The sequence below is a fragment of the Microlunatus spumicola genome, from assembly GCF_039536445.1.
Taxonomy (GTDB): Bacteria; Actinomycetota; Actinomycetes; order Propionibacteriales; family Propionibacteriaceae; genus Microlunatus; species Microlunatus spumicola.
Window position 1 is genome coordinate 13239 of the sequence record NZ_BAAAYR010000007.1, and the last position, 22648, is coordinate 35886.

Annotated in this window: 21 protein-coding genes; 13 read left to right on the forward strand and 8 right to left on the reverse strand. The window is 75.2% G+C overall.

The genetic code is table 11. From position 1 onward, the window contains the following. The first annotated feature begins 54 nt into the window (after nucleotides 1-54). Entirely contained in the window at nucleotides 55-432 is a 378-nt protein-coding gene (locus ABD665_RS20160; RefSeq protein WP_344742922.1) for a response regulator, read from the forward strand. Then, the gene (locus ABD665_RS20165; protein WP_204913107.1) at nucleotides 429-788 is read left to right on the forward strand and encodes an Hpt domain-containing protein; all 360 of its coding nucleotides are present in this window, start codon (nucleotides 429-431) and stop codon (nucleotides 786-788) included. The genes ABD665_RS20160 and ABD665_RS20165 overlap by 4 nt, the downstream gene beginning before the upstream one ends. Before the next feature lie 43 nt (nucleotides 789-831). Here ABD665_RS20165 and ABD665_RS20170 read toward each other — a convergent pair whose 3' ends face one another. Then, on the reverse strand, nucleotides 832-1392 hold the full coding sequence (locus tag ABD665_RS20170; protein WP_204914821.1) for a rhomboid family intramembrane serine protease: 561 nt from the start codon (nucleotides 1390-1392) through the stop codon (nucleotides 832-834). Nucleotides 1393-1600: 208 nt separating this feature from the next. Between ABD665_RS20170 and ABD665_RS20175 the strand changes: the two genes are divergently transcribed. After that, complete coding sequence (locus tag ABD665_RS20175) at nucleotides 1601-2647, forward strand: DUF4192 family protein (protein ID WP_204913106.1); 1047 nt, start codon at nucleotides 1601-1603, stop codon at nucleotides 2645-2647. A gap of 27 nt (nucleotides 2648-2674) precedes the next feature. Next, nucleotides 2675-3616 carry a PfkB family carbohydrate kinase gene (locus tag ABD665_RS20180; protein ID WP_204913105.1) on the forward strand — a complete coding sequence of 314 codons (942 nt, stop codon included), beginning with the start codon at nucleotides 2675-2677 and terminating at the stop codon, nucleotides 3614-3616. Between the two features lie 59 nt (nucleotides 3617-3675). Here ABD665_RS20180 and ABD665_RS20185 read toward each other — a convergent pair whose 3' ends face one another. From ABD665_RS20185 to ABD665_RS20195, 3 genes are read right to left on the reverse strand one after another with little or no spacing between them, the layout of a single operon-like run. Then, nucleotides 3676-6144, reverse strand: a complete 2469-nt coding sequence (locus ABD665_RS20185) for a [protein-PII] uridylyltransferase (protein WP_204914812.1) — start codon at nucleotides 6142-6144, stop codon at nucleotides 3676-3678. Then, nucleotides 6078-6416 (reverse strand): P-II family nitrogen regulator, encoded by a 339-nt coding sequence (locus tag ABD665_RS20190; protein WP_204913104.1) that lies wholly within the window; start codon nucleotides 6414-6416, stop codon nucleotides 6078-6080. Before ABD665_RS20190 ends, ABD665_RS20185 begins: the two co-directional genes overlap by 67 nt. Further along, nucleotides 6413-7777: an ammonium transporter gene (locus ABD665_RS20195; protein ID WP_204913103.1), complete on the reverse strand. Its 1365-nt coding sequence runs from the start codon at nucleotides 7775-7777 to the stop codon at nucleotides 6413-6415. Before ABD665_RS20195 ends, ABD665_RS20190 begins: the two co-directional genes overlap by 4 nt. Nucleotides 7778-8024: 247 nt before the next feature. Here ABD665_RS20195 and galE point away from each other — a divergent pair, with 247 nt between their 5' ends. The 6 genes from galE to ABD665_RS20225 all read left to right on the forward strand — a co-directional run bounded on the left by galE (nucleotide 8025) and on the right by ABD665_RS20225 (nucleotide 13775). Further along, the gene (galE, locus tag ABD665_RS20200) at nucleotides 8025-9005 is read left to right on the forward strand and encodes a UDP-glucose 4-epimerase GalE (protein ID WP_204913102.1); all 981 of its coding nucleotides are present in this window, start codon (nucleotides 8025-8027) and stop codon (nucleotides 9003-9005) included. 94 nt (nucleotides 9006-9099) lie between these two features. Then, entirely contained in the window at nucleotides 9100-9462 is a 363-nt protein-coding gene (locus ABD665_RS20205) for a PRC-barrel domain-containing protein (protein ID WP_204913101.1), read from the forward strand. Nucleotides 9463-9548: 86 nt separating this feature from the next. Next, nucleotides 9549-10076, forward strand: coding sequence for a DUF2238 domain-containing protein (locus ABD665_RS20210; RefSeq protein ID WP_204913100.1), 528 nt, complete (start codon nucleotides 9549-9551; stop codon nucleotides 10074-10076). 134 nt (nucleotides 10077-10210) lie between these two features. Continuing rightward, on the forward strand, nucleotides 10211-12715 hold the full coding sequence (gene leuS / locus ABD665_RS20215) for a leucine--tRNA ligase (RefSeq protein ID WP_204913099.1): 2505 nt from the start codon (nucleotides 10211-10213) through the stop codon (nucleotides 12713-12715). A 254-nt stretch (nucleotides 12716-12969) separates the two neighbouring features. Further along, the gene (locus tag ABD665_RS20220; RefSeq protein ID WP_204913098.1) at nucleotides 12970-13617 is read left to right on the forward strand and encodes a matrixin family metalloprotease; all 648 of its coding nucleotides are present in this window, start codon (nucleotides 12970-12972) and stop codon (nucleotides 13615-13617) included. Continuing rightward, nucleotides 13617-13775 carry a hypothetical protein gene (locus ABD665_RS20225; RefSeq protein WP_204913097.1) on the forward strand — a complete coding sequence of 53 codons (159 nt, stop codon included), beginning with the start codon at nucleotides 13617-13619 and terminating at the stop codon, nucleotides 13773-13775. Before ABD665_RS20220 ends, ABD665_RS20225 begins: the two co-directional genes overlap by 1 nt. 55 nt (nucleotides 13776-13830) lie before the next feature. On the opposite strand, the gene ABD665_RS20230 is transcribed toward ABD665_RS20225, so the two are convergent. Next, on the reverse strand, nucleotides 13831-14844 hold the full coding sequence (locus ABD665_RS20230) for an endonuclease/exonuclease/phosphatase family protein (protein WP_204913096.1): 1014 nt from the start codon (nucleotides 14842-14844) through the stop codon (nucleotides 13831-13833). Then, on the reverse strand, nucleotides 14841-15803 hold the full coding sequence (locus ABD665_RS20235; RefSeq protein WP_204913095.1) for a GNAT family N-acetyltransferase: 963 nt from the start codon (nucleotides 15801-15803) through the stop codon (nucleotides 14841-14843). Before ABD665_RS20235 ends, ABD665_RS20230 begins: the two co-directional genes overlap by 4 nt. 208 nt (nucleotides 15804-16011) lie before the next feature. Between ABD665_RS20235 and ABD665_RS20240 the strand changes: the two genes are divergently transcribed. Together ABD665_RS20240 and ABD665_RS20245 are read left to right on the forward strand one after the other, a co-directional pair. After that, nucleotides 16012-16953 (forward strand): helix-hairpin-helix domain-containing protein, encoded by a 942-nt coding sequence (locus ABD665_RS20240; RefSeq protein WP_344742931.1) that lies wholly within the window; start codon nucleotides 16012-16014, stop codon nucleotides 16951-16953. Then, the gene (locus tag ABD665_RS20245) at nucleotides 16950-19259 is read left to right on the forward strand and encodes a ComEC/Rec2 family competence protein (RefSeq protein WP_204913094.1); all 2310 of its coding nucleotides are present in this window, start codon (nucleotides 16950-16952) and stop codon (nucleotides 19257-19259) included. The genes ABD665_RS20240 and ABD665_RS20245 overlap by 4 nt, the downstream gene beginning before the upstream one ends. Before the next feature lie 23 nt (nucleotides 19260-19282). Here the strand turns inward: ABD665_RS20245 and ABD665_RS20250 are convergent, their stop codons facing one another. After that, nucleotides 19283-20704 (reverse strand): hypothetical protein, encoded by a 1422-nt coding sequence (locus ABD665_RS20250; RefSeq protein WP_204913093.1) that lies wholly within the window; start codon nucleotides 20702-20704, stop codon nucleotides 19283-19285. Beyond that, a complete protein-coding gene (locus tag ABD665_RS20255) occupies nucleotides 20701-21450 on the reverse strand; it encodes a hypothetical protein (protein ID WP_204913092.1) in 750 nt (249 codons plus the stop codon). The genes ABD665_RS20250 and ABD665_RS20255 overlap by 4 nt, the downstream gene beginning before the upstream one ends. A gap of 149 nt (nucleotides 21451-21599) precedes the next feature. Between ABD665_RS20255 and holA the strand changes: the two genes are divergently transcribed. Next, nucleotides 21600-22586, forward strand: coding sequence for a DNA polymerase III subunit delta (gene holA, locus ABD665_RS20260; RefSeq protein WP_204913091.1), 987 nt, complete (start codon nucleotides 21600-21602; stop codon nucleotides 22584-22586). Nucleotides 22587-22648: the final 62 nt, after the last annotated feature.

The window sequence follows — 22648 nt, forward strand, 5'->3', positions numbered from 1 at the left end:
GGGTCGGTGGGCGGTCCCGGTCATCACGGACGAGCGGCCCCCTACGATGTCCGCGTGACGGGGCAGGTGCGGCGCGTGCTGGTCGTCGACGACGACGAGCTGCTGCGCGAGGTGGCCAAGGCGTCGCTCGAGCTCGTGGCCGGCTGGTCGGTGAGCACCGCCGCCTCCGGGGTCGAGGCCCACGAGCTGGCGCGGGTCGAGCACCCCGACGCGATCATGCTGGACGTGATGATGCCGGGGCAGGACGGGCCGACGACGCTGACCGCGCTCCGCCGCGACGCGGCCACCCACGACATCCCCGTGATCTTCCTGACCGCGAAGAACAACACCCTGGGCTGGACCGACAGCGGGCTGGCGGGGGTGATCGCGAAGCCGTTCGACGCGATGCGGCTCGCGGCCCAGGTCAGCGAGCTGCTCGGGTGGCAGGAGTGAGCGCGCCGTACGAGGAGGGCGACATCCCGGTCGACGGGCCGGACACGGTGGCCGAGAAGCGCCTGCTGTCCAGCCTGGGACGGCAGGCGCAGACCGTGAACCTCGCCCGGGTGGTGCGCCTGCTCGAGCTGCTCGACGCCTCCGACGCCGGCACGTTGGACGAGGCGGGCCGCGGCGAGGCGGAGAACCTGGCCCACCAGGTCGTCGGCTCGGCGGGGACGTTCGGCTTCCCCGCGGCCTCCGTCGAGGCGGTCTCCATCGAGGACTACTTCGCCACCTGGCCCTCTGGCGCCGGTGCGGGCACGGGCCCGGTGCGCGCCACCCTGGAGCGGCTCCGCCTGGAGTTCGAGGGCTGAGGGCCCGGGTCCGACCCGGGGCTCGGGGTCGACGGGCTCCGGGTCAGCGGTAGAAAGCGGGGAGCTGCTCGGCCCGGCGACGGGTCGCGTCGTCGCGGTGCAGGAGCCAGGCGGCCACCACCCCGCCGACGGCACCGCCGAGGTGGGCCTGCCAGCTGATCCCCGCGGCGCCCGGCAGCACGCCCCAGAGCAGGCCGCCGTAGAGGAAGAGGATGACAAGGGCCAGGACCACCTGGCCGGGGCGCCGCGACCACAGACCGCGCACGAGCAGGTAGGTCAGCCACCCGAAGATCAGCCCGCTCGCGCCCAGCACGATGGTCCCCGCCGGCGTCAGCAGCCAGGCGGTCAGCCCCGACGACACCACGCTGACCAGCGTCGAAACGGCCCAGCGCGCGACGCCGCCGAGCAGCACGAGCAGGCCGAAGGCGAAGAACGGGACCGAGTTGCCGGCCAGGTGCTCCCAGCCCGCGTGCAGCAGCGGGGCGGTGAAGATCTCGGGCAGCCCGTCGACCTCGCGGGCGTGGATGCCGTACGAGTCGAGCGCGTTCCCGCTGAGCTGGTCGAGGCCCTCGAGGACCCAGAGGCCGGCGAGCAGCACGGCCATCACCACCACGGCGTGCAGGGGGCGGACCGGCTGGCTCCTCATGGGGCTCCTCCGTCGAAGGTCGTTGCCTCCAGGGTGCCCGGGCCCCGCAAGCGCCGCCCCGCCTGGCCCGTGCCGCCCGTCCACAGCGTCGGACCCGACCCGCCCGTCGTCCACAGGTCGTTCCGCCGGACCGGCACGAACGGCTCCCCGTCATCACAGTGCCGACGTGACCACCTCGTACCTGCCGCCCGTCCCTCCGTCCGACCCCGGCCCCGGCGCCCCCGTCCGGCTGACGGCCCGCCGGCCGGCCGACCTGCTCGCGGCCGTGCCGTTCCTGCTCGGCTTCCACCCCGAGGAGTCGCTGGTCGCGCTGCTGCTGCAGGCCGGGCGGGTGCTGCTGACCGCCCGCTACGACCTCGGCGACCACGCGGAGGCCGGCGTCGCCGACCTGGTCGAGCAGCACGCGCCGTCGGGCGTGGTGCTGGTCGCCTACTGCGCCGACGCCGTGCGCGGTCGGGCCGCGCTGCAGGAGGAGGTCGACCGGCTGGACCGGTCCGCGCTCGACGCCGGCGTCGAGCTCGTCGACGTGCTGCTGGTCGACGGGCGGCGCTGGTGGTCGCTGGCCTGCACGAGCGGCTGCTGCCCGTCCGAGGGCAGCCCCTACGAGCCGGGGGAGCACCCGTTGAGCGCGGAGGCCGTGTGGGCCGGCCTGGTCGCCCGGCCGGACCGGGCGGCGGTCGTGGCGACCGTGGCCGGGCCGGCGGAGGAGGACTGGCCGGACCTGCGTCGCAGGGTCCGGCGGATCGCGGCCGGCCTTGACCGGAGGACCCGCACGGACCGGCAGGACGCGCTGGGCCGCGCGGTGGTGGCGGCGCTGCCGCGGCTGGACGCGGCGGACGGCGCGCGTGCGGCGGGCCCGGGCGACGACGCCTGCCTAGAGCTCGCGCTGCTGGTGCGCGACACGCTGGTGCGCGACGTCGCCTGCGCGCTGGTCACCCGGGAGGACGCCCGGCGCCACCTGGCGCTGTGGCAGGAGGTGCTCGCCCGTACGCCGCCCGAGCTCGCGGCCGCGCCGCTCTGCCTGGTCGGGGTGTCGGCGTGGGCGGGCGGCAACGGGACGCTGCTGAACGCGTGCTGCGAGCGGCTGGGCGAGCTGGACCCCACCTACCCCATGGGACGGCTGCTGACCGACGTGAGCCGCCGGGCCCTGCCGCCGGCCTGGTGGGACGCCCTGGCCGACGGGCTGAGACGCGACCTGGGGCTCCAGGGGTGAGGAGCCGGGTCCACTACATTGCCTGCCATGACGCGGTTCGTGGTGTGCGGAGAGACCCTGATCGACCTGGTCAGGTCGGCGTCGGACACGCCGACGTCGTTCCGGTCCGCGTGGGAGGCGCTGTCCGCGGGTGGCCCGATGAACTCGGCCGTCGCGCTCGGCACCCTCGGCGCGGACGTGCAGTACCTGGGACGGCTGTCCGACGACGCCTTCGGCGGCCAGCTGCGTGCGCACATCGAGGCGGCCGACGTCGGCCTCGCGCTGTCGACGGAGTCGTCGCAGGCCACCTCGCTCGCGGTGGTCAGCCTCGACGAGCAGGGCGTGGCGACCTACACGTTCCACTTCGACGACACCGCCAACTTCGGCTGGCAGCCCGACGAGCTGCCCTCCCTGGGCGACGACGACTGGCTCCACATCGCGTCCCTCTCCTGCGTCGTCAGCCCGGGCAACGAGGTCCTGCTGGACTGGATGGAGACGGTCCGCAGCGGGGTCTCGTACGACATCAACGTCCGTCCGACGGTGATCAAGGACCCGGCCGTCTACTGGGCCCGGGTCGAGCCGTGGCTCGAGGTCGTGGGACGTCGTGACGGCATCCTCAAGGCCAGCGACGTCGACATCGAGTTCCTGTCCCGGGCGGCCGGCGGCTCCGACCCGCTCGAGATCGTGACGGGCTGGGTCGAGCGCTACGGGCTCGGGCTGGCGGTCGTCACGCTCGGCGCGGACGGGGCGGTCGCCGTCGAGCCGGGCGGCGCGGTGACGAAGGTGCCCGGGTTCACCGTCGACGTGGTGGACACCGTGGGGGCCGGGGACACGTTCATGGCCGGGTTCCTCGAGGCCAGGGTCGAGCAGGGCCTCGACCTCGAGGAGAGCCTGCTTCGCGGGGCCGCCGCCGCGGCGATCGTCTGCGGGCGCCAGGGCGCGCAGCCGCCGACGGCGGCCGAGGTCGACGCGCTCGTCGCCCGCGCCTGACGGGCCGGCCGGGCCGCTCCGGGCGGCTCCGAGCGGCTCGGAGCGGGTGGGCCCGGCGGTCAGGCCGCCGGGACGTCCTCGGCCCGCGCGGCGGCGTCCAGCGCGGCCAGGGCCTCGGCGTCGCGCCGCGCGTCCGGACGCGCGCCGTCCGGCTCGGTGACGTAGAAGGTGTCGATGGCCTGGCCGGCGAGCGTGGAGACGTGCGCCGAGCGGATCGACAGGCCGACGCTGCTGAGCGAGGCCCCGAGCGCCCAGAGCAGCCCGGACCGGTCGCCCGTACGGACCTCGAGCACGCTGGCCGACTCGCTGGCGCCCCCGACCGCCTCCACGTGCACCTGCGCGGGCTCGGGCCGGGCGCGTGACTCGCGGCGGCGTACGGGCTCGAGCGCGGCCCGGTCGCCGCCGGCCAGGCGTTCGAGCTGCTGGGTCAGGAAGGCGGCGTCGGGGACGTCGGAGACGCGTTCCTTGTCGACCCGCCAGGTGTTGACGGCCACGCCGTCGACGGTGTGGAGCACGGCGGCCCGCACCTGGACGCCGGCGGAGGCCAGCAGCCCCGCCGTGTCGCTGAACAGCCCGAGCCGGTCCGGCGCGGCGATCAGCAGCTCGGCGCCGCCCGCGCGGGGCTCGACCCGCACCCGGGCCCGTCCGTCCAGGGCGACCGACCGGGCCAGCCCGAGGTCGACCAGGCGGGACAGGTCGACCGTGTGGTCGTCGGGGCCGCCGTCCACGAGCATCCCCTCCACCTGGTCGGCGAGGGAGCCGATGAGCGAGGCCCGCCACGGCGACCAGGCGGCCGGGCCGGCGGCGCGGGCGTCGGCCTCGGTCAGGGAGCGCAGCAGGGCGAGCACGTCGCTGCGTCCGTCGACGGCGGCCACCAGCGCGTCCTGGGTCTTGGGGTCGGCGTGGTCGCGGCGGGTGGCCAGCTCGGCGAGGGTCAGGTGCTCGCGGACCAGCAGCGCGACGAGGTCGGCGTCCTCGCTCGTCAGCCCGATCCGGTCCACGGCCGCCCGGGCGATCGGTGCACCGACGGCCGGGTGCTGCGCCCCGGCGCCGGGCAGCTTGCCGATGTCGTGCAGCAGCGCCGCCAGCAGCAGCAGGTCCGGGCGGTCGACCTGGGTCAGGTGGCGGTGGGCCTCCACGACCGTCTGCACGGAGTGCCGGTCGACCGTGTGCCGGTGCACCGGGTTGTGCTGCGGCCGTGCGCGCACGGGGGTCCACTCGGGCAGCCAGCAGGTGATGCAGCCGGCGAGGTCGAGCGCCTCCCACACGGGCAGCAGGTTCGGCCCCGACGCCAGCATCGTGACGAAGGCGTCGCGGGCGGCCTCCGGCCACGGGTCGGGCAGCGGGCTCACCCGGGCGCCGAGGTTCTCCGCGGTCACGGGGGAGATGGTCAGGCCCTCGCGCGCGGCGAGCGCCCCGACCCACAGCCCGGCCAACGGGTTCTCGGCGGTCTCGACGCGGGCCAGCCCGACCTCGGCCGCGCCCTGGCTGCCGGACACGATGAGGCCGTGGTCGGCGGTCCGGTACTCCGGGCGGCGCTCCCGGCGGGCGAAGCTGAGGACGCGGCGCTGGGGGACCGACTGGCGGGCCGCGCGCACGGTCAGGTCCACGGCGTGCGCGATGCGGCGGGCGCCGAGGCTGACCTCGCGGCGCAGGTCGTCCGGCTCCCCGAACCCCAGCAGCCGGGCCACCTCGTCCACCTCGGCGGCGAGGAGCCGGTCCAGGGCGCGGCCGGAGGTCACGTGCAGCGCGTCGCGCACGTCGAGCAGGCGCTCGTACGGCGCCTCGACCCCGGCGTGCGGCCGGTCGGTCAGCCAGGTGGCGGCGAGGGCGCGCAGCATCGTCATGTCGCGCAGGCCGCCCCGGGCCTCCTTGAGGTCGGGCTCGAGCAGGTACGCGGCGTCGCCCGCGGTGGCGAGCCGCTCGTCGAGGGAGTCGAGGAGCTCGGGGAGGCGGCGGCGGGCGTTCGTGCGCCAGGCCGTGAGCAGCGCGGTCCGCGTGCCGCTGACCAGGGCGGCGTCTCCGGCGAGCACCCGGAGGTCGAGCAGCCCGACGCCGGCGCTGACCTCGCGCGCAGCGACGGCGGTGCACTCGGCGGGCGTCCGTACGGAGTGGTCCATCTTGACCCGCGCGTCCCACAGCGGGTACCAGAGGCGTTCGCTGAGCCCGTCGAGGCTGCCGGCCGGCTGGCGGCCGTCGTGCAGGAGCACGAGGTCCAGGTCGGACCGGGGCCCGAGCTCGCGCCGGGCCAGGCTGCCCACGCAGGCGAGGGCCGCACCGGCGGGCGGCGGTCCGGCCTCCTCCCACAGCTCGACCAGGCCCGCCTCGACGGTGGCGGTCAGGGAACGCCGACGGTCCGGCCCTGCCTGGGGTTCCCAGGAGGACCGGACCGCGACGTCGAGCCGAGCCGTGGTGAGCCGGGCGCCGAGCCGGCGGGCGAGGTCGCCCGCCTCGACCGGGGTCAGAGGGCTTCCGCCCCGCGCTCCCCGGTCCGGACCCGCACGACGTCGTCGACGGGGACGGACCAGACCTTGCCGTCACCGATGCGGCCGGTGCGGGCGCTCTTGACGAGGACGTCGATGATGTCGGACGCGTCGTCGTCGGACACGAGGACCTCCAGGCGGACCTTCGGCACCAGGTCGACGGTGTACTCCGCGCCCCGGTAGACCTCGGTGTGGCCGCGCTGGCGGCCGAAGCCGCTGGCCTCGCTGACGGTCATGCCCTCCACGCCGAACGACTCCAGCGCGCTCTTCACCTCGTCCAGCATGTGCGGCTTGATGATCGCGGTCACGAGCTTCACGCGTTGACCCCCTTCTCTGCGTTGTCGGAATCGTTGCGGTGGGCGACGGCGGCACCGAGCGCACCGGTGGAACGGAGCGTGCCGGCCAGGTTGCCCAGGTCGTACGCGGTCTCGGCGTGCTCGACGCTGTCGACCCCCTCGAGCTCCTGGTCCTGCGGGACCCGGAAGCCGACCGTCTTCTGCAGGACGAAGCCGATGACCAGGGTCAGCACGAAGCTGTAGACCAGCACGGCCAGCGCGCCGACGACCTGGCGCCAGAGCTGGTCGAAGCCGCCACCGTAGAACAGGCCGTCCACGCCCGCCGGGGCGGCCGCCGTGGCGAAGAAGCCCACGGCGATGGTGCCCCAGAGGCCGCCGACGAGGTGCACGCCGACCACGTCGAGCGAGTCGTCGACGTTGAGCTTGTACTTGAGGCCGACCGCCAGGGCGCACAGCGCACCGGCGATGGCGCCGAGCAGGATCGCGCCGACCGGGCTCACCGAGGAGCAGGACGGGGTGATGGCGACCAGGCCCGCGACGACGCCGGAGGCGGCGCCCAGGGAGGTGGCGTGGCCGTCGCGGATGCGCTCGGTGATGAGCCAGGCGAGGGCGGCGGCGCCGGTGGCGACCATCGTGTTGACCCAGACGACCGAGGCGGAGTTGCCCGCGGTCAGCGCCGAGCCGGCGTTGAACCCGAACCACCCGAACCACAGCAGCCCGGCGCCGAGCATGACCAGCGTCAGGTTGTGCGGACGCATCGGGTCGCGCTTCCAGCCGGCGCGGCGGCCGAGGACGATCGCCAGCGCGAGGCCGGCGACACCGGCGTTGATGTGCACCGCGGTGCCACCGGCGAAGTCGATCGCCTTGAGGTTGTTGGCGATCCAGCCGCCGACGTGCGTGGTCACGCCGTCGTCACCGGTCACCGAGAAGTCGAAGACCCAGTGCGCGACCGGGAAGTAGACGATGGTCGCCCAGACGACCGTGAAGATCATCCAGGTGCCCCACTTGGCGCGGTCGGCGATCGCGCCCGAGATCAGGGCGACGGTGATGATCGCGAACACGGCCTGGAACCCGACGAAGGCCATCGTCGGCAGGCTCGCCCCGGTGTCCTCCATCAGCCCGGCGAGGCCGAAGTACTGGAACGGGTTGCCCAGGAGGCCGGCGCCGACGTCGTCGCCGAACGCCATGGAGTAGCCCCACAGCACCCAGACGACGGAGATCGAGGCCAGCGCCCCGAAGCTCATCATCATCATGTTGAGCACGGTCTTGGCCCGCACCATGCCGCCGTAGAACAGGGCGAGGCCGGGCGTCATCAAGAGCACGAGCGCGGCGGAGGTGAGGATCCAGGCGGTGTCGCCTGAGTTCACGTCGAGTGGAGTCATGCTGCTTCTTCCTTCAGGTGGACGAGACGAGCTGCCCGGGGGACCTGCCCGCACCGGGGCCGAGGTGGCGCGCGAGGATGGGCAGCACTCTGCTGGACTCGTGTTGCGCCAGACGTGCGGCTGGTTACGGCGGCATGACAGTTCTCACGCGTGGGTGACGCGCAGGTTTCGCGTGTGAGGAAGTTGCCTGCGTCGCGCAGGCGAGGACGATCGGTCGACAGGGTCGGCCCGGAGGAAGGACGCAGGCATGACCTGGCTGGTCACCGGAGGAGCGGGCTACATCGGGGCCCACGTCGTACGGGCGTTCCGCGAGGCGGGGGAGCCGGTCGTCGTGATCGACTCGCTGACCAGCGGGCACCCCTCGTTCGTGCCGGCCGAGGTGCCGTTCGTGCGGGGGACGCTGCTCGACGGCGACCTCGTCCGCCACACGCTGGTCGAGCACGACGTGACCGGCGTGGTGCACCTGGCGGGCTTCAAGTACGCGGGGGTCTCGGTGAGCAGGCCGCTGCTGACCTACCAGCAGAACGTCACCGGTACCGCGACCCTGCTGGAGCAGATGGCCGCGGCCGACGTGCGCCGCCTGGTCTTCTCCAGCTCCGCCGCCACCTACGGCACGCCCGACGTCGACCTCGTCACCGAGCAGACCCCGACCCGCCCGGAGTCCCCGTACGGCGAGAGCAAGCTGATCGGCGAGTGGCTGATCGCCGACCAGGCCCGGGCCGCGGAGCTCGCGGGCTCGGAGCTCGCGCACACGTCGCTGCGCTACTTCAACGTGGTGGGCTCGGCGACGCCCGACCTCTACGACACCAGCCCGCACAACCTGTTCCCGCTGGTCCTCGGCATGCTGGCCCGCGGCGAGACCCCGCGGATCAACGGCGACGACTACGCCACCCCCGACGGCACCTGCGTGCGCGACTACGTGCACGTCGCCGACCTCGCGCACAGCCACGTCGTGGCGGCGCACGCGCTCGAGGCGGGGACCCCGCTCGAGCCCGTCTACAACCTGGGCAGCGGCGACGGCGTCTCGGTGCGCCAGATCATGGACGTGGCCGCCGAGGTCACCGGAGTGGACTTCACGCCCGACGTCGCGCCGCGGCGCCCCGGCGACCCCGCCCGGATCGTCGCGTCCGGCGAGCTGGCCGCCCGCGACCTGGGCTGGAAGATGCGGCACTCGCTGCGCGACATGATCGCCAGCGCCTGGGAGGCGCAGCAGGCGCACGCCGGCTGACGCCCGACCGCTCGGGCGTGCTCCCGGTGGACGGGGGGTCCGAAGACTAGGCTCGGCGGCGGCGGCCACGGGGCCGTCGGTGCGAGGAGGAACAGTGAGCGTCAACGTGGTCGAGGTCGGCGACATCCGGGACTGGCAGGGTCTGAACGTGGTCGACCCGACGGGTTCGAAGATCGGCTCGCTCGAGGGCGTCTACTTCGACACCTCCACCGACCAGCCGGCCTTCGCCAGCGTCAAGCGCGGCGTCCCCGCCAAGCTCGTCTTCGTCCCGCTGACCGGCGCGACGGTGAGCCCCAAGCAGGTCCGCGTGACGACCGACAAGAAGACGGCCAAGGACGCGCCCGCCATCGAGACCGACGGCGAGCTCACCTCCGAGCTGGAGCCCCAGCTCTACGCGCACTACGGCCTCGGCTACGAGCGCGGCGCCAGCGGCGAGCGCCGCCTCGGCCGCCGCTGACCACCCCCGTCGCGGGCCCGTCGACGGGCGCCCGGGTCCTGGTCGCCCTCGACGTCGCGGCCAAGCTCGCGCTGGTCGTCCTGCTCGTGGTCGCGCTGGCGTACCCGGACCTGTCCAACCTCAAGGCCAAGGGTGCGGGGCTCCGCCTCGTCGTCTACCCGCTCGGCGCGCTGGCCGTGCCCGTCTGGTGGTGGCTGCGCGGGCGCCGGCGCCAGGCGCGCGGCTTCCCCTGGGCGGCCGACCTGCTCGTGACGCTGCCGTGGCTGTCGGACCTGACCGGCAACCGGCTGAACTTCTTCGACACCGTCACCTGGTGGGACGACGTCAGCCACTTCGCCCACTGGCTGCTGCTGACCGCGGGGGTGCTGCTCGCCTGGCACCCCGGACGACGCATCGGCGCGGGCGTCGTGGTCATGGTCGCCCTCGGGTTCGGCGCTACCGCGGCGCTGGTCTGGGAGCTGGGGGAGTACGAGGCCTTCCTGCGCGACCTGCCCACCTACGCCTACGTCTACCCCGACACCCTGGGCGACCTGACGCTGGGTACGAGCGGCTCGCTGCTCGCCGGGGTCCTGGTCGCGCTCGGGCGCCGGTCACGTCCGCCGGCCCACCCCTGAGGGGGATTAGACTCAACCCCGTGTCCGGGATCTCTCTGCTTATCTAGCCGCGCGGCGATCGCTGCGCGGCTGCCCCTGGTGCCTGCCGGCACGGGGGCTTTTCCATGCCCGGAGATGAGGACGAGGAGACACCGATGACCGCCGTCGAGGCTGCTGCTGCCGCCGCCGAGCCCGAGGACGCGCCCGACCGCTACGACGCGGCCGCCGCCCAGCTGCGCTGGCAGGAGTACTGGGAGACGCACCGGACGTTCGTGCCGCGCGACGACGACTCCGCCGAGCGCGCGTACGTCCTCGACATGTTCCCGTATCCCTCCGGCGACCTGCACATGGGCCACGCCGAGGCGTTCGTGATGGGCGACATCGCCTCGCGCTACCTGCGGCTGAAGGGCTACGACGTCCTGCACCCGATCGGCTGGGACTCCTTCGGGCTGCCCGCCGAGAACGCGGCCATCCAGCGGGGCACCCACCCGGCCGAGTGGACGTACGCGAACATCGACACCCAGGCGACGTCGTTCCGGCGCTACGGCCTGAGCCTGGACTGGACGCGGCGGCTGCACACGTCCGACCCCGAGTACTACCGGTGGACGCAGTGGCTGTTCCTGCGGTTCCGGGAGCGGGGGCTGGCCTACCGCAAGGCGAGCTTCGTGAACTGGTGCCCCAAGGACCAGACCGTGCTGGCCAACGAGCAGGTCGTCCAGGGCACCTGCGAGCGCTGCGGCACGACGGTGACCAAGCGCCAGCTGACCCAGTGGTACTTCCGGGTGACCGAGTACGCGCAGCGCCTGCTGGACGACATGTCCGAGCTGGAGGGCGGCTGGCCCGACCGCGTGCTGGCCATGCAGCGCAACTGGATCGGCCGCTCCGAGGGGGCGTACGTCGACTTCGCCGTCGAGGGCCGCACCGAGCCGGTCCGGGTGTTCACGACCCGGCCCGACACCCTGTACGGCGCCACCTTCTTCGTCGTCGCGCCCGAGGCGCCGCTGGCCGCCGAGATCGTCACCGACGAGCACCGCCCCGCCTTCGAGGCCTACCTCGAGCAGACCAAGCGGATCACCGAGATCGAGCGGCAGTCGACCGACCGGCCCAAGACCGGCGTGTTCCTGGGCGTGCACGCGACCAACCCGGTCGACGGCGAGCAGATCCCCGTCTTCGCCGCGGACTACGTGCTGGCCGAGTACGGCACCGGCGCCGTGATGGCCGTGCCCGCGCACGACCAGCGCGACCTCGACTTCGCCCGGGCGCACGGCCTGGACGTCCGCGTCGTCGTCGACACCGGGCAGCCCGACCCCGCCGAGACCGGGGTCGCGACCTCGGGTGACGGCGCGTACGTGGCCTCGGGCCCCCTGGACGGGCTGACGGACAAGACCGCGGGCATCGCCCGGATCGTCGAGCAGCTGCAGGACGACGGCGTCGGCGAGTCGGCGGTGACCTTCCGGCTGCGCGACTGGCTGCTGAGCCGGCAGCGCTACTGGGGCGCGCCGATCCCGATCATCCACTGCCCGGGCTGCGGCGAGGTCGCCGTGCCCGACGACCAGCTGCCCGTCGAGCTGCCGCACCTGACGGGTGCCGCGCTGGCGCCCAAGGGCACGTCGCCCCTGGCCAGCGCCACCGACTGGGTGAACGTGGCCTGCCCGCAGTGCGGCGGCCCGGCCAAGCGGGACACCGACACGATGGACACGTTCGTGGACTCGTCGTGGTACTTCTTCCGATACTGCAGCCCCGGCGACACGACCGCGCCGTTCGACCCGGACGACGTGCGCCGCTGGATGCCGGTCGCGCAGTACGTCGGCGGCGTCGAGCACGCGATCCTGCACCTGCTCTACATGCGCTTCTTCACCAAGGTGCTGTTCGACATGGGGCTGGTCGACTTCGTCGAGCCGATGCGCAAGCTGCTCAACCAGGGCCAGGTCATCAACCAGGGCCGCGCGATGAGCAAGTCGCTGGGCAACGGCGTCGACCTCGGCGCGCAGATCGACGCCTTCGGGGTGGACGCCATCCGCCTCACCGTCGTCTTCGCCGGGCCGCCGGAGGAGGACATCGACTGGGCCGACGTGTCGCCGGCGGGTTCGCTGAAGTTCCTGCAGCGGGCCTACCGCCTGGCCGCCGACGTGACGAGCGCCGTGGGCACCGACCCGGCGACCGGGGACCGGGCGCTGCGGCGCGAGACGCACCGCCTGCTGGCCGACGTGACGGCGGCGCTGGAGTCCCAGCGGTTCAACGTGGCCGTGGCCCGCGTCATGGAGCTGGTCAACGCGGCCCGGCGGGCTGTCGACTCCGGCCCCGGCGCGGGGGACCCGGCGGTCCGCGAGGCCGCCGAGGTCGTCACCGTCGCGCTCGGCGTGGTCGCGCCGTACGTCGCCGAGGAGATGTGGGAGCGCCTCGGCCGCGAGCCGTCGGTCGCGCACGCCGCCTGGCCGCAGGTCGACCCGGCGCTGCTCGTCGCGGAGACCGTGACGTGCGTGTTCCAGGTGCAGGGCAAGGTGCGTGGGCGGATCGAGGTGGCGCCCGACGTCACCGAGGACGAGCTGCGCGAGGCGGCGCTCGCCGACGAGGGCGTGCTGCGGGCCCTGGCCGGGCGCGAGGTGGCCAAGGTCATCGTGCGCGCACCCAAGCTCGTCAGCATCGTCCCCGGTCGCTAGAGCGCGGGAGGAGCGCGGCGGCGCGCGTCCTCCCGCGAACCTTAGGGTCGGGACAGCCCCGGCCCTGAGGTTGCGCCGCCCTTGAGGCGGTCCTGAGGGATTGAAGCGTCAACCAAATATCCTCCCAAGTGGCACTGGCGAGAACTGTGACAACGTTGCCAAGGTGTGGAGCAGACCCCAACCTCCTCTGATGGTTGAAAGGTCAATCTTCTGGGGAGAGCCCGTCCGGGCTCTCCGACCCCCAGGAGAACCCGATGAGCGTCACCCCCGCGCACCTCGCCACCACCGACCGGAACCGCCTCCACCCCGTCGCACGCCTGGCCCTGGCGCTGCTCGCGTCGGCCCTGCTCGTGCTGCTCCTCGGCCACAGCCTGCCGGCGGGGGCCACGACCCCCGCGTCCACGACCCCCAGCGCGACGAGCACGGGGACGAGCACCGAGAACGTCGGGAACGACCTCGGCTGGGCGCAGGACACGGTCTACGTCCAGAGCACCGCTTCGAACCGCTGGCCGGTGAAGGCCGCGACCGAGCGCCTGAGCAAGGGGACGCACCTCAAGCTGGTCCTCGTCGCGTCGTGCCCGGTGCGGACGTCGGCCGCCCAGCCGGCCGTGCAGTGCATCACCGTGAGCTCCGCGGACCTCGGTGGCGGCACCCTGGCCGGCAACACGAAGTGGACCTTCGCCAAGAGCACGAACAAGCTGACCTCGGCCACCGTGGTCTACAACGACCGCTGGGCCAAGCACGCCTCGGCCGCCGACCGCCTGAACATCGCCGAGCACGAGCTCGGCCACGGCGTCGGCCTGCCGCACGTCAAGCGCAAGTCCAGCATCATGAACGCGGTCGCCCACGGCCGGACCACGCCGGACGCCGGCGACCTGCGCGCCCTGAAGGAGCGGTACTGATGAGCGACCTGTCGATGTTCGCGGCCGCCTCCCGCCCGCGCGTGCCGCGCCCGCTGCTCGACCCCCGCAAGTCGACCAGCCACGCCGTCACCTGCGACTACCTCGTCGGTCGCGGCCTGCGGGTCTGCACCTGCGCGGGACCCCGGCGGCGTCGCTGAGGGTCGCGGGCCGCTCACCGGGTGGGCCCGGGGACCGTACGGGGGAGCGCCCGGCTCAGTCGGTGCCGGCGAGCGTGGCGAGCAGTCCGAGGTGGTCGCTGCCGGGCATCCGGACCGACCGCAGCGAGGTGGCGGTGAGCCGGTCGTCGACGAGGACGTGGTCGATCGGCAGCAGCGGCGGGAACGCCCGGTTCGCGGGGTAGGTCGGCACCCAGCCGGCGCCCACCAGGTCGGCGGCGCTGCGCATCCCGTCGGCGCGCAGCCGCTGCAGGGGAGCGTGGTCGTCGATGGCGTTGAGGTCGCCGGCCACGACCAGCGGCCGGGAGAGGTTCGCCAGCACGGCCGCCTCGAGCACCGCGTGGTCGCGGGCGAAGGCCCCGCCGCCGCAGTAGGGGTTGCACGGGTGGACGCCCAGCAGGCGCACCGGCTCCCGCCCCGGCACCTCGACGGTCATGATCCACTGCGTCGAGACCGACCGGGCCAGCAGCTGGGCGTCGGTGAGCGGGAAGCGGGAGAAGATCGTCGTGTCGCTGGGCGGCCCCGAGAGGTCGCCGACCGCGTACGGGTAGCGCTCGTCCCAGGCCGGGGTCTGGAGGTTCCGCAGGAACAGCCGCGTCGTCTCGCTCAGCACCACGACGTCGGCGCCCTGGGCGACCTGGCTGAGGCGCCCGGTGTCCGCCTGGCCGAGGTAGACGTTCTGCGCCAGGACCGTGAAGGACGGGCCGACGACCGGTCGGTGGTCGGGCACGAAGAACGGCGCGAGCCAGCTCAGGTGCAGCCCCGTCAGGAGGGCGACGACGACGGTCAGCACCACCAGGGGGCGGCGGCGCCGGGCCACCAGGAGGCCGAGCAGCAGCAGGACGAGCGCCAGTGCGTAGGTGACGAGGCCGTACGGGACGAAGGACGCGAGCATCGCGCCGGTGTCGTCGCTGGGGGCGAGCACGCGCAGCAGCGTCGCCGCGACCGAGGGCACGAGCAGGACCAGGGCCACCACGACGACGACCGGGGGCCGCCGGCGCCGCGACGGGGTGCTGTCCCAGGCCGTCCGGGCGCTGGTCGAGGCGCTCACGCGGCGCGGCGCGGCCTGCTGCGGACCTGCTTGACCATCCGGAGCTCCTCGGGGTGCGGCGGGTAGCGGCAGTCGCGCCGCTGCCCGGTCTCGGTCCAGCCGTGCCGGCGGTAGAAGGCCCGCGCCCCGGCGTTGCCCGTGAGCACCCAGAGGCCGGCCTCGGGCTCGCCGCTCTCACGCAGGTGACGAACGGCGAACTCCAGAAGTGCCGAGCCGTAGCCGAGCCGCACGCGGTGCGGCACGACGGCGAGGTGCAGCACCTCCCCGGCCGAGGAGAAGGCCACGAGACCGAGCGCGTCGTCGTCCTTGTCGAGCACGAACACGCGCGAGGCCGGGTCGTGCAGCACCCGGCGCCAGCGGGCGGTCACCTCGCCCACGGGGTAGGGGAACTCCTCCGGCGGGAAGAGGTGCTCGAGGTTCTCCTCGCTCGCCGCCCGCTCGATGCGGGTCAGGAGGCGGGCCTCGTCGGGCCGGGCGCGGCGGATCCGCAGGCCCGTCCCGGTGTCCTCGAGGGGCGGGTCGCGCAGCTCGAGCAGGTCGATGAGCTCGTGCGCGACGGCGTCGGCCCGGGTGAAGCGGCCGCGCCGCAGCGCGAAGTTCGACTTCTGGATGCACCACGCCTCGGCGGTCTCGTCGTCGGAGGCGACGACCAGCCCGTTCTCGCCCGGCGCGATCAGCGTGATCTCGGACCAGGCGAAGGAGCGCCGGGAGAACGGGTTGCGCACGTGCACCCCGTCGTCGTCGGCGACCAGGCGCGGGTGGAGGCCGAAGCGCCAGGCGTAGCCCAGGGCGATCAGCGCGAGGGCCGCGAGCGCGGCCGGCACCCACACCGAGCCGTCGCGCTGGTGCACGAGGTAGGCCAGCCCGCCGACCGCCGCGGCGGCCAGCACCGTGAACACCACGACCACGACAAGGGTGGCGGGCGCCGCGCGCCAGACGCGCCTCGACCCATCCGTCACCGGTCCGACTCTCCCTCGCCACCCGCCGTCGGGGCGGACTCTACGTCGTGGGCGGGTGCCGGCGGGTCGTCCGTACGCGTCCCGGACACCGGAGGGTCCTCCGGCGGACGTGTGCCGTTCGTCCCCAGGGTGGGTTCCTGCGCGTCCCGCCCGTCCCCAGGGCGGCTCTCCGGCGGCACGTCCGCCGGGGCGTCCGTACAAGGAGGGTGTGGCCCGTCGACCTGCTCCGCCCGACCCCGAGCTCACCGCGCTCGCGCGGGACCGGCTGGCCCGGCTGCTCGGCGGCACCACCGACCGGCCCCGGCGGGCGGCCCGGCTGCTGCCCGGCGAGGACGAGGAGGACGGCGTGGTCCGGGGCGGGCGCGGGGCGGCGTGGCCGGGGGTTCGCGAGGCCGAGCCGCCCGCCGTGGGTCTGGACGACCTCGAGGTGCCGCGGCGGTTCACCCGGTGGCACCTCGGCGTCGTGGCCGCCGTCCTGCTCGTGGGGCTCGTCTGGGGCGGCTGGTCGTGGGTCCGTAGCCGTCCCGAGGCCGTCGCCGCACCGACGGTGCAGTCGAGCGCCGGGCCGGGCGTGCCGACGGCACCCGCGCAGCCGGTGCCCGGTCAGCCCTCGTCCGGCACGGCTCCCGGGGGAGCGGCCGGTGGGGCGTCCGCCTCGGCGGACCCCTCGGCCAGTGGCCTCGTCGTGCACGTGCTGGGCGCGGTGCGGCACCCCGGGCTCGTCCGGCTGCCCGCCGGCGCCCGGGTGCAGGACGCGATCAAGGCCGCCGGCGGCCTGCGGGACGACGCCGACCCCGCCCAGCTCAACCTCGCGCAGCCCCTCGAGGACGGCGTGCAGGTCGTCGTCGGCACCCGCAGGCACCCGCTGGGGGAGGTGCGCGCGGTGGGCGCGGCAGCCGGTGGCGGGGGTTCGGGGGGTGGTTCGACCGGGGGGTCGGCGTCCACGGCGGGGTCGGGTGCGGTCGTCGACCTCAACCGGGCGAGCGTCGACCAGCTGGACACGCTGCCCGGGGTCGGGCCGGTGACGGCGCAGAAGATCGTGGACTGGCGCGAGCAGCACGGACGGTTCAGCGCGGCCGACGAGCTGCAGGAGGTCGACGGGATCGGGCCCAAGACGTACGCCCGGCTCGCGCCCCATGTACGCGTGTGAGGTCGCGCGACCTCCGGATGGTCGGGGTGGCGCTCGCCGCCTGGGCCGGGGCGTGGCTCGGGACGGCGGGCGCGGGGCCCAGCTGGGGCGCGGCGGTGCTCGTGGCCCTCGGCGCCGCGCTGCTGGCCTGGCGCCGGGGCTCCGCGGTGCTGGTCGCCGTCGCCTGCGTCCTGCTCGTGGCGGCGACCTCCGGCGGCCTGCGGGCGGAGGCGCTGGCGGCCGGGCCCGTCGCGACGCTGGCGGGCGAGCGGGCCGTGGCGGAGCTCGTCGTCGAGGTCCGGGGCGACGCCCGCGTCCACCCGGCCTCGGGCGTGCGGCCGGCGTACGCGAGCCTCGACGCCCTCGCCGTCGAGGTCGACGGGCGCGGCCGGGCCTGGCGTACCCGGACGCCGGTGCTGCTGGTGGTGACCGGGGACGCGGTCGGGGTGTGGAGCCACTGGCCCGTGGGCAGCCGGGTGCGGGTCGACGGGCGGCTCGAGGCGGCCGGCGGCGGCGACGCCTTCGCGGCGGTCGTGCGCGTACGGACGGCCGGAACGCTGGTCCGGCCCCCGTCGGCGTCGCTCCGGCTGGTCGAACGGGTCCGGGCCGGGCTGCGCGCGTCCGTGGCGCACCGTCGTCCGGAGCCCCGCGCGCTCGTGCCGGCGCTCGTCCTCGGCGACACGTCGGCGCTGACCCCCGAGGTGGTCGAGGACTTCCGGACCACCGGCCTGTCGCACCTCACGGCCGTCTCGGGGGCCAACCTGACCCTGCTGCTGGCCTTCTGCCTCGTGCTCGCGCGCTGGGTCGGCGTCCGCGGCCGGGCGCTGCGGGTCGTCGGCCTGGCCACGGTCGTGGTGTTCGTGGCGCTGTGCCGCACGGAGCCGAGCGTGCTGCGGGCGGCCGCGATGGGGCTGGTGGCGCTCGCGGCGCTCGGGGCGGGCGGGCGGCAGGCCGGGATGCGGCACCTGTCGGTCGCGGCGACCGGGCTGCTGCTGCTCGACCCCTTCCTGGCCCGCTCCGTGGGGTTCGTCCTGTCGGTGCTCGCGAGCGGCGGGATCGTCTGGTGGGCGCGGCCGTGGACGCTGCTGCTGCAGCGGTGGCTCCCGCGGGTCGTCGCAGAGTCGGTCGCCGTGCCGCTCGCCGCGCACCTGGCGACCCTGCCGGTCGTCGCGGCGATCTCCGGCCGGGTGAGCGTGTCCGGGCTGCTGACCAACGCCGTCGCGGGACCGTTCGTCGGGCCGGCCACCGTGCTCGGGTTCGCGGCGGCGGCCGCCTCGCTGCTCAGCGGGCACCTCGCCGCGCTGCTCGGGTTCGGTGCGGCGTGGTCGGCCCAGCCGATCCTGTGGGTCGCGCACGCCGGGGCCGCGCTGCCGGGTTCGTCGCGACCGTGGCCCGCGACGCCGTTCGCCCTGGTCTGGCTCGGTGGAGCGTGCCTGGCGGCGGCGTTCCTGCTGCCCCTCGTCCTCGTCCGGCGCTGGCTCACCCTCGCCCTGGCGGTCGCCATGGTCCTGGCGCTGGTCGGGGCGCCGCGCCGTCCCGGCTGGCCGCCGTCGGGCTGGGTGGTGGTCGCGTGCGACGTCGGGCAGGGCGACGGGCTGGTGCTGCGGGCGGGGCCGCACGACGCGGTGGTGGTCGACACCGGGCCGGAGGAGGGGCCGATGCGGCGGTGCCTGGCCGAGCTCGGGGTGCGCCGGGTGCCGCTGCTGGTGCTGACGCACTTCCACGACGACCACGTCGGCGGGCTCGGCGCGGTGCTGGGGGCGCGGCCGGTCGGGCAGGTCTGGGTCTGCCCGCTGCCGTACCCGACGTCGGGCGTCGAGCGGGTGCGGGCCGCGGCGGCGGCCCAGGGCGTCCCGGTCCTGACGCCGGCGGTGGGGGCGACGGGGTCGGTGGGTGCGGTGGGGTGGGAGGTGCTGGGGCCGCGGGCCGGGCCGGCGGCGGAGGTGGCGGGCGAGGACGAGTCGGGCCGGGAGAACGACGCCAGCCTGGTGCTCATGGTGACGGTGTCGGGGTTGCGGGTGCTGCTGACCGGCGACGTCGAGCCGGCCGGGCAGGAGGCGATCGTGGCGGCGGGTGCCGACCTGCACGCCGACGTCCTGAAGGTGCCCCACCACGGGTCGTCGCGGCAGGACCAGGCGTTCCTCGCCGCGACGCACGCCCGGCTGGCGGTGGCCAGCGCCGGGGTGGACAACGACTACGGCCACCCGGCGCCCGGGACGGTGGCGCGCCTGCGCGCGCTCGGCATGCAGGTGCTGGCGACCAACGAGCACGGCGGCGTGGCGATCGAGGAGCGCAGCGGTCGGCTGACCGTGGCGACCGAGCGGTGATGCCCGCCGAGAGGCGGGCGGGGTCAGCGGGGTGCGGTGAGCCCGGTGACCGGGTCGAGGCGCAGCCGACGGCTGCCGCAGGTCAGGACGACGACGTCGCCGGGGTCGCCCGCGACGGTCGCGGTCGAGGCGGGATCGCGCTGCCCGCCGGCGAAGCGGGCGCGGACCTCGCGCTTCTCGGCGCAGACGAAGCGCCACAGCGCCGGACCGCCCTTCAGCGACACCGCCACGACCTGGTCGGCGGTCCGGTCGTAACGGTTCGACCCGGCGAGCACCACGACGTCGCCGTAGCGGGCGCCGACGAGCGGGCGGGGCTCCCCGGCCGGACCCGTCGCGGGGCGGGTCAGGAGCCCGCCGTCGTCGGGATCCTCGGGTGCGCCGACGACGGGCCCGCGCAGGGCGACGGGGGAGACGGAGACCCCGGCGGGGGAGGTGCCGGTCTGGCGGAAGCCGGCGTACGCGGTGACCTTCGTGCAGCCGGACCCGCTGACCGCGATGGTCTGGGTCGGGGTGTCCGCGGGGGTGTCGGGGCCGGGCGGGTAGACCCAGGTCGCGCAGGTGAAGTGCAGCTCCGCCGCCGGGCTGCCGTAGCGCAGCTCGGTGACCCGGCGGTCGGCCGCGCTCTGGGCCGTCCACCACAGCTCGAGCAGGGCGACCAGGGCCACGGCGAGGGCGGCGTACCAGCGCCAGGACCGCCGGCCGCCCGGCCGGGGCCAGCACTGGTGGCCGAGCCAGGCGGCGAGGCCCAGCAGGGCCCCGAAGAGGTAGAGCCGGACCGAGGCCGAGGTGAGCAGCGCGCTGAAGCGGAGGGCGACGGAGTTGCCGGCGAGGACGGCGGCCTCGGCCCGGAGGCCGGGGGCGAGCAGCCACCGGCCGAGGGCCAGCGGTCCGGGCAGCAGCACGACCCAGGCGGCGACGAGCAGCGCGCCGGTGCGGGGCGTCACCGGCGCACGGGGGGCGAGTCCGGCGAGCACGGCGTGGGTGGCCGCCCACAGGGTCGAGGCGAGCCAGACGAGCAGGACGATGACGGCCAGGGCGCCGGCGGTGAGCCCGCCCGCGGCCTCCTCGACCAGGACGACCAGGGCGACCAGGGTGCCGACGGCGGCGGGCAGGACGAGCCAGGCCCGTCCGAGCCGCTGGCCGCGGCGGACCAGCACGCTCGAGGCGGCGCTGCAGACCAGCAGCAGGCCGATCTCGACGGGGTGGCGCAGCAGGGAGAGCCCGCCCAGCTGGGCCAGCCACCAGGTGCGGGCGGGCAGCACGCTGGTCTCGGGCAGCCCGCCGGCGACCATGAACAGCCACTGCACGGCCAGCAGCAGCGCGAGCGGGAGGGTGGCGGCGTGCCGGACGGTCCGCCGCAGCAGCCCGAGCTCGCGCCCGGGCCAGGGGGAGCCGAGCTCGGGCTCCACCTCGTGGGTGGCGACGTAGCCGTGGGCGAGCGTCATCGCGGCACGGGTCCCGGGTCGGGGGCAGCACCCGGTGCCGGGGGCACGAGCACGGGCAGGCCGCGGCCCTCCGTGGGCCAGTCCACGTCGAGCACCTCCAGCTCCGTGCGCTCGACCAGCCCGCCCAGGAACGTCGGCGGCAGCGCCCCGTCCAGCACCACGGCGAGGCTGAGCCCGGTCAGCTCGGCCAGCGTCCGACGTCGGACGGCCTCCGTGGTGCGGTCCGAGACCGCGCTTGCGAGCCGGTCGAGGACGGCCTCGCCCACGCCGTCGAGCCGCCCGGGTCGGTGCGGGACCGCCCCGGCGGCGGAGCCTCCGTCCTCGCTCCCGTCCTCCGGGTCGGCGACGTCCGGCAGGGCGCCGTCGGTGAGCTCGCGCAGGCCGGAGGGGGAGGACCCGAGCGTCACGCGCAGGCGCAGCTCGACCTGGTGCACCTGCCGGTCGTCGAGGGTCTCGAAGGGTCCCACGCGCAGCCAGACGTCGACCGGGTCGTGGCTGACGACCACGTACGTGGACCCGTGCCGCCCGAGGAGGGCGGGCAGGACCAGGCTGCCGGCGGGGAGCACCTGCAGGTCGCCGCCGGGCGGCAGCAGCAGCACGGACGTGCGCTCGGCGACGTAGCCGACGCTGCTCACGGTGCGGCTGCGGCTGACCAGCCGGGTGGGGCGGGGGACCGGCTTCGCGGCGACGGCGGCCCGGCGCCGCATCACGTGCAGCAGCAGGGCCTCGACCACCGGCGCGACCACGACGAACCCCCTCGCCGAGACGGACCCGACCTGGACGCAGGTTATCGACCCGAGCGCGCCCGGGGCCCGGGACGCACCGGCGGGAGGACCGTGGAGCCGACAGGCGGCGAGGCCCGGGTGGTGTCGGAGGGGCCTGGCATGCTGACGCCGTGGCCGCAGCGACCAGGACGCGTTCCGTCCCGTCCCCGTTCGGGCGGACGACCCTCGTCAGCGGCCCGGAGGGGCTGCTCGCCGACCGGGCCGTGGCGGACCTGCTGTCCCGCGCGACCAAGGAGTCGCCCGAGGTCGAGATCAGCCGGACGGAGGCCGTGGTCCTCGACGCGGGCCGGCTGACCGAGCTGAGCGGGTCCTCGCTCTTCGCCACCCGCAAGGCCGTCGTCGTCACCGACCTGGCCAACCTGCCGCCCGAGGTCGCACCCGCCCTGCTCGAGGTCGCCGGGAGCCGGCTGCCCGACGTCGCCCTCGTGCTCGTGCACGGCGGCGGGCAGAAGGGCAAGGCCGTCCTCGACAAGCTCAAGGCGCTCGACGTCACCGTGGTCGACTGCCCGCCGGTGAAGACCTGGGAGCTACCGCAGTTCGTGGCGGCGGAGGTCCGGCGCGCGGGCGGCACGGTCGAGGCCGGCGCCGCGCAGGCGCTCGTCGACGCGGTCGGCAACGACCTGCGGGCGCTCGCGGCCGGGGCGGCCCAGCTGGTGTCCGACACCGAGGGCCACGTCGAGACCGAGGACGTGCGCCGCTACTTCGGCGGGCGGGCCGACGTGACGAGCTTCGCTGTGGCCGACGCCGTCCTCTCCGGGCGTACGGGCGCGGCGATGGAGCAGCTGCGCTGGGCCCTCACGACCGGCGTCGCCCCCGTGCTGGTGACGAGCGCGCTCGCCTCCGGCGTCCGCGGCCTCGGCAAGCTGGTCGGGGCGGCCCCGGGCCAGCGCGACGTCGACCTCGCCCGCGAGGTGGGCGTGCCGCCCTGGAAGCTCAAGTCGATGAGGTCCCAGGCCCGGGGCTGGGACGCCCGTGGTCTGGCCACCGCGCTCAAGGCCGTCGCCGTCGCCGACGCCGACGTCAAGGGCGCCGCGGAGGACGCGTCCTTCTCCCTGGAACGGGCCGTCCTCGCCGTGGCGGCGGCCCGCCGCTCCTGAGCCTGACCGCAGCGTCGCTCCCGCCGTGGAACGCACGACGTCCCGGCCACCGTGCGGTGACC

Excerpts from the sequence above, each read along its gene's own strand:
- ABD665_RS20170 (WP_204914821.1), bottom strand. The coding sequence starts at position 1,392 with ATGGCCGTGCTGCTCGCCGGCCTCTGGGTCCTCGAGGGCCTCGACCAG.
- ABD665_RS20180 (WP_204913105.1), top strand. The coding sequence starts at position 2,675 with ATGACGCGGTTCGTGGTGTGCGGAGAGACCCTGATCGACCTGGTCAGG.
- ABD665_RS20195 (WP_204913103.1), bottom strand. The coding sequence starts at position 7,777 with ATGACTCCACTCGACGTGAACTCAGGCGACACCGCCTGGATCCTCACC.
- galE (WP_204913102.1), top strand. The coding sequence starts at position 8,025 with ATGACCTGGCTGGTCACCGGAGGAGCGGGCTACATCGGGGCCCACGTC.
- leuS (WP_204913099.1), top strand. The coding sequence starts at position 10,211 with ATGACCGCCGTCGAGGCTGCTGCTGCCGCCGCCGAGCCCGAGGACGCG.
- ABD665_RS20220 (WP_204913098.1), top strand. The coding sequence starts at position 12,970 with ATGAGCGTCACCCCCGCGCACCTCGCCACCACCGACCGGAACCGCCTC.
- ABD665_RS20225 (WP_204913097.1), top strand. The coding sequence starts at position 13,617 with ATGAGCGACCTGTCGATGTTCGCGGCCGCCTCCCGCCCGCGCGTGCCG.
- ABD665_RS20250 (WP_204913093.1), bottom strand. The coding sequence starts at position 20,704 with ATGACGCTCGCCCACGGCTACGTCGCCACCCACGAGGTGGAGCCCGAG.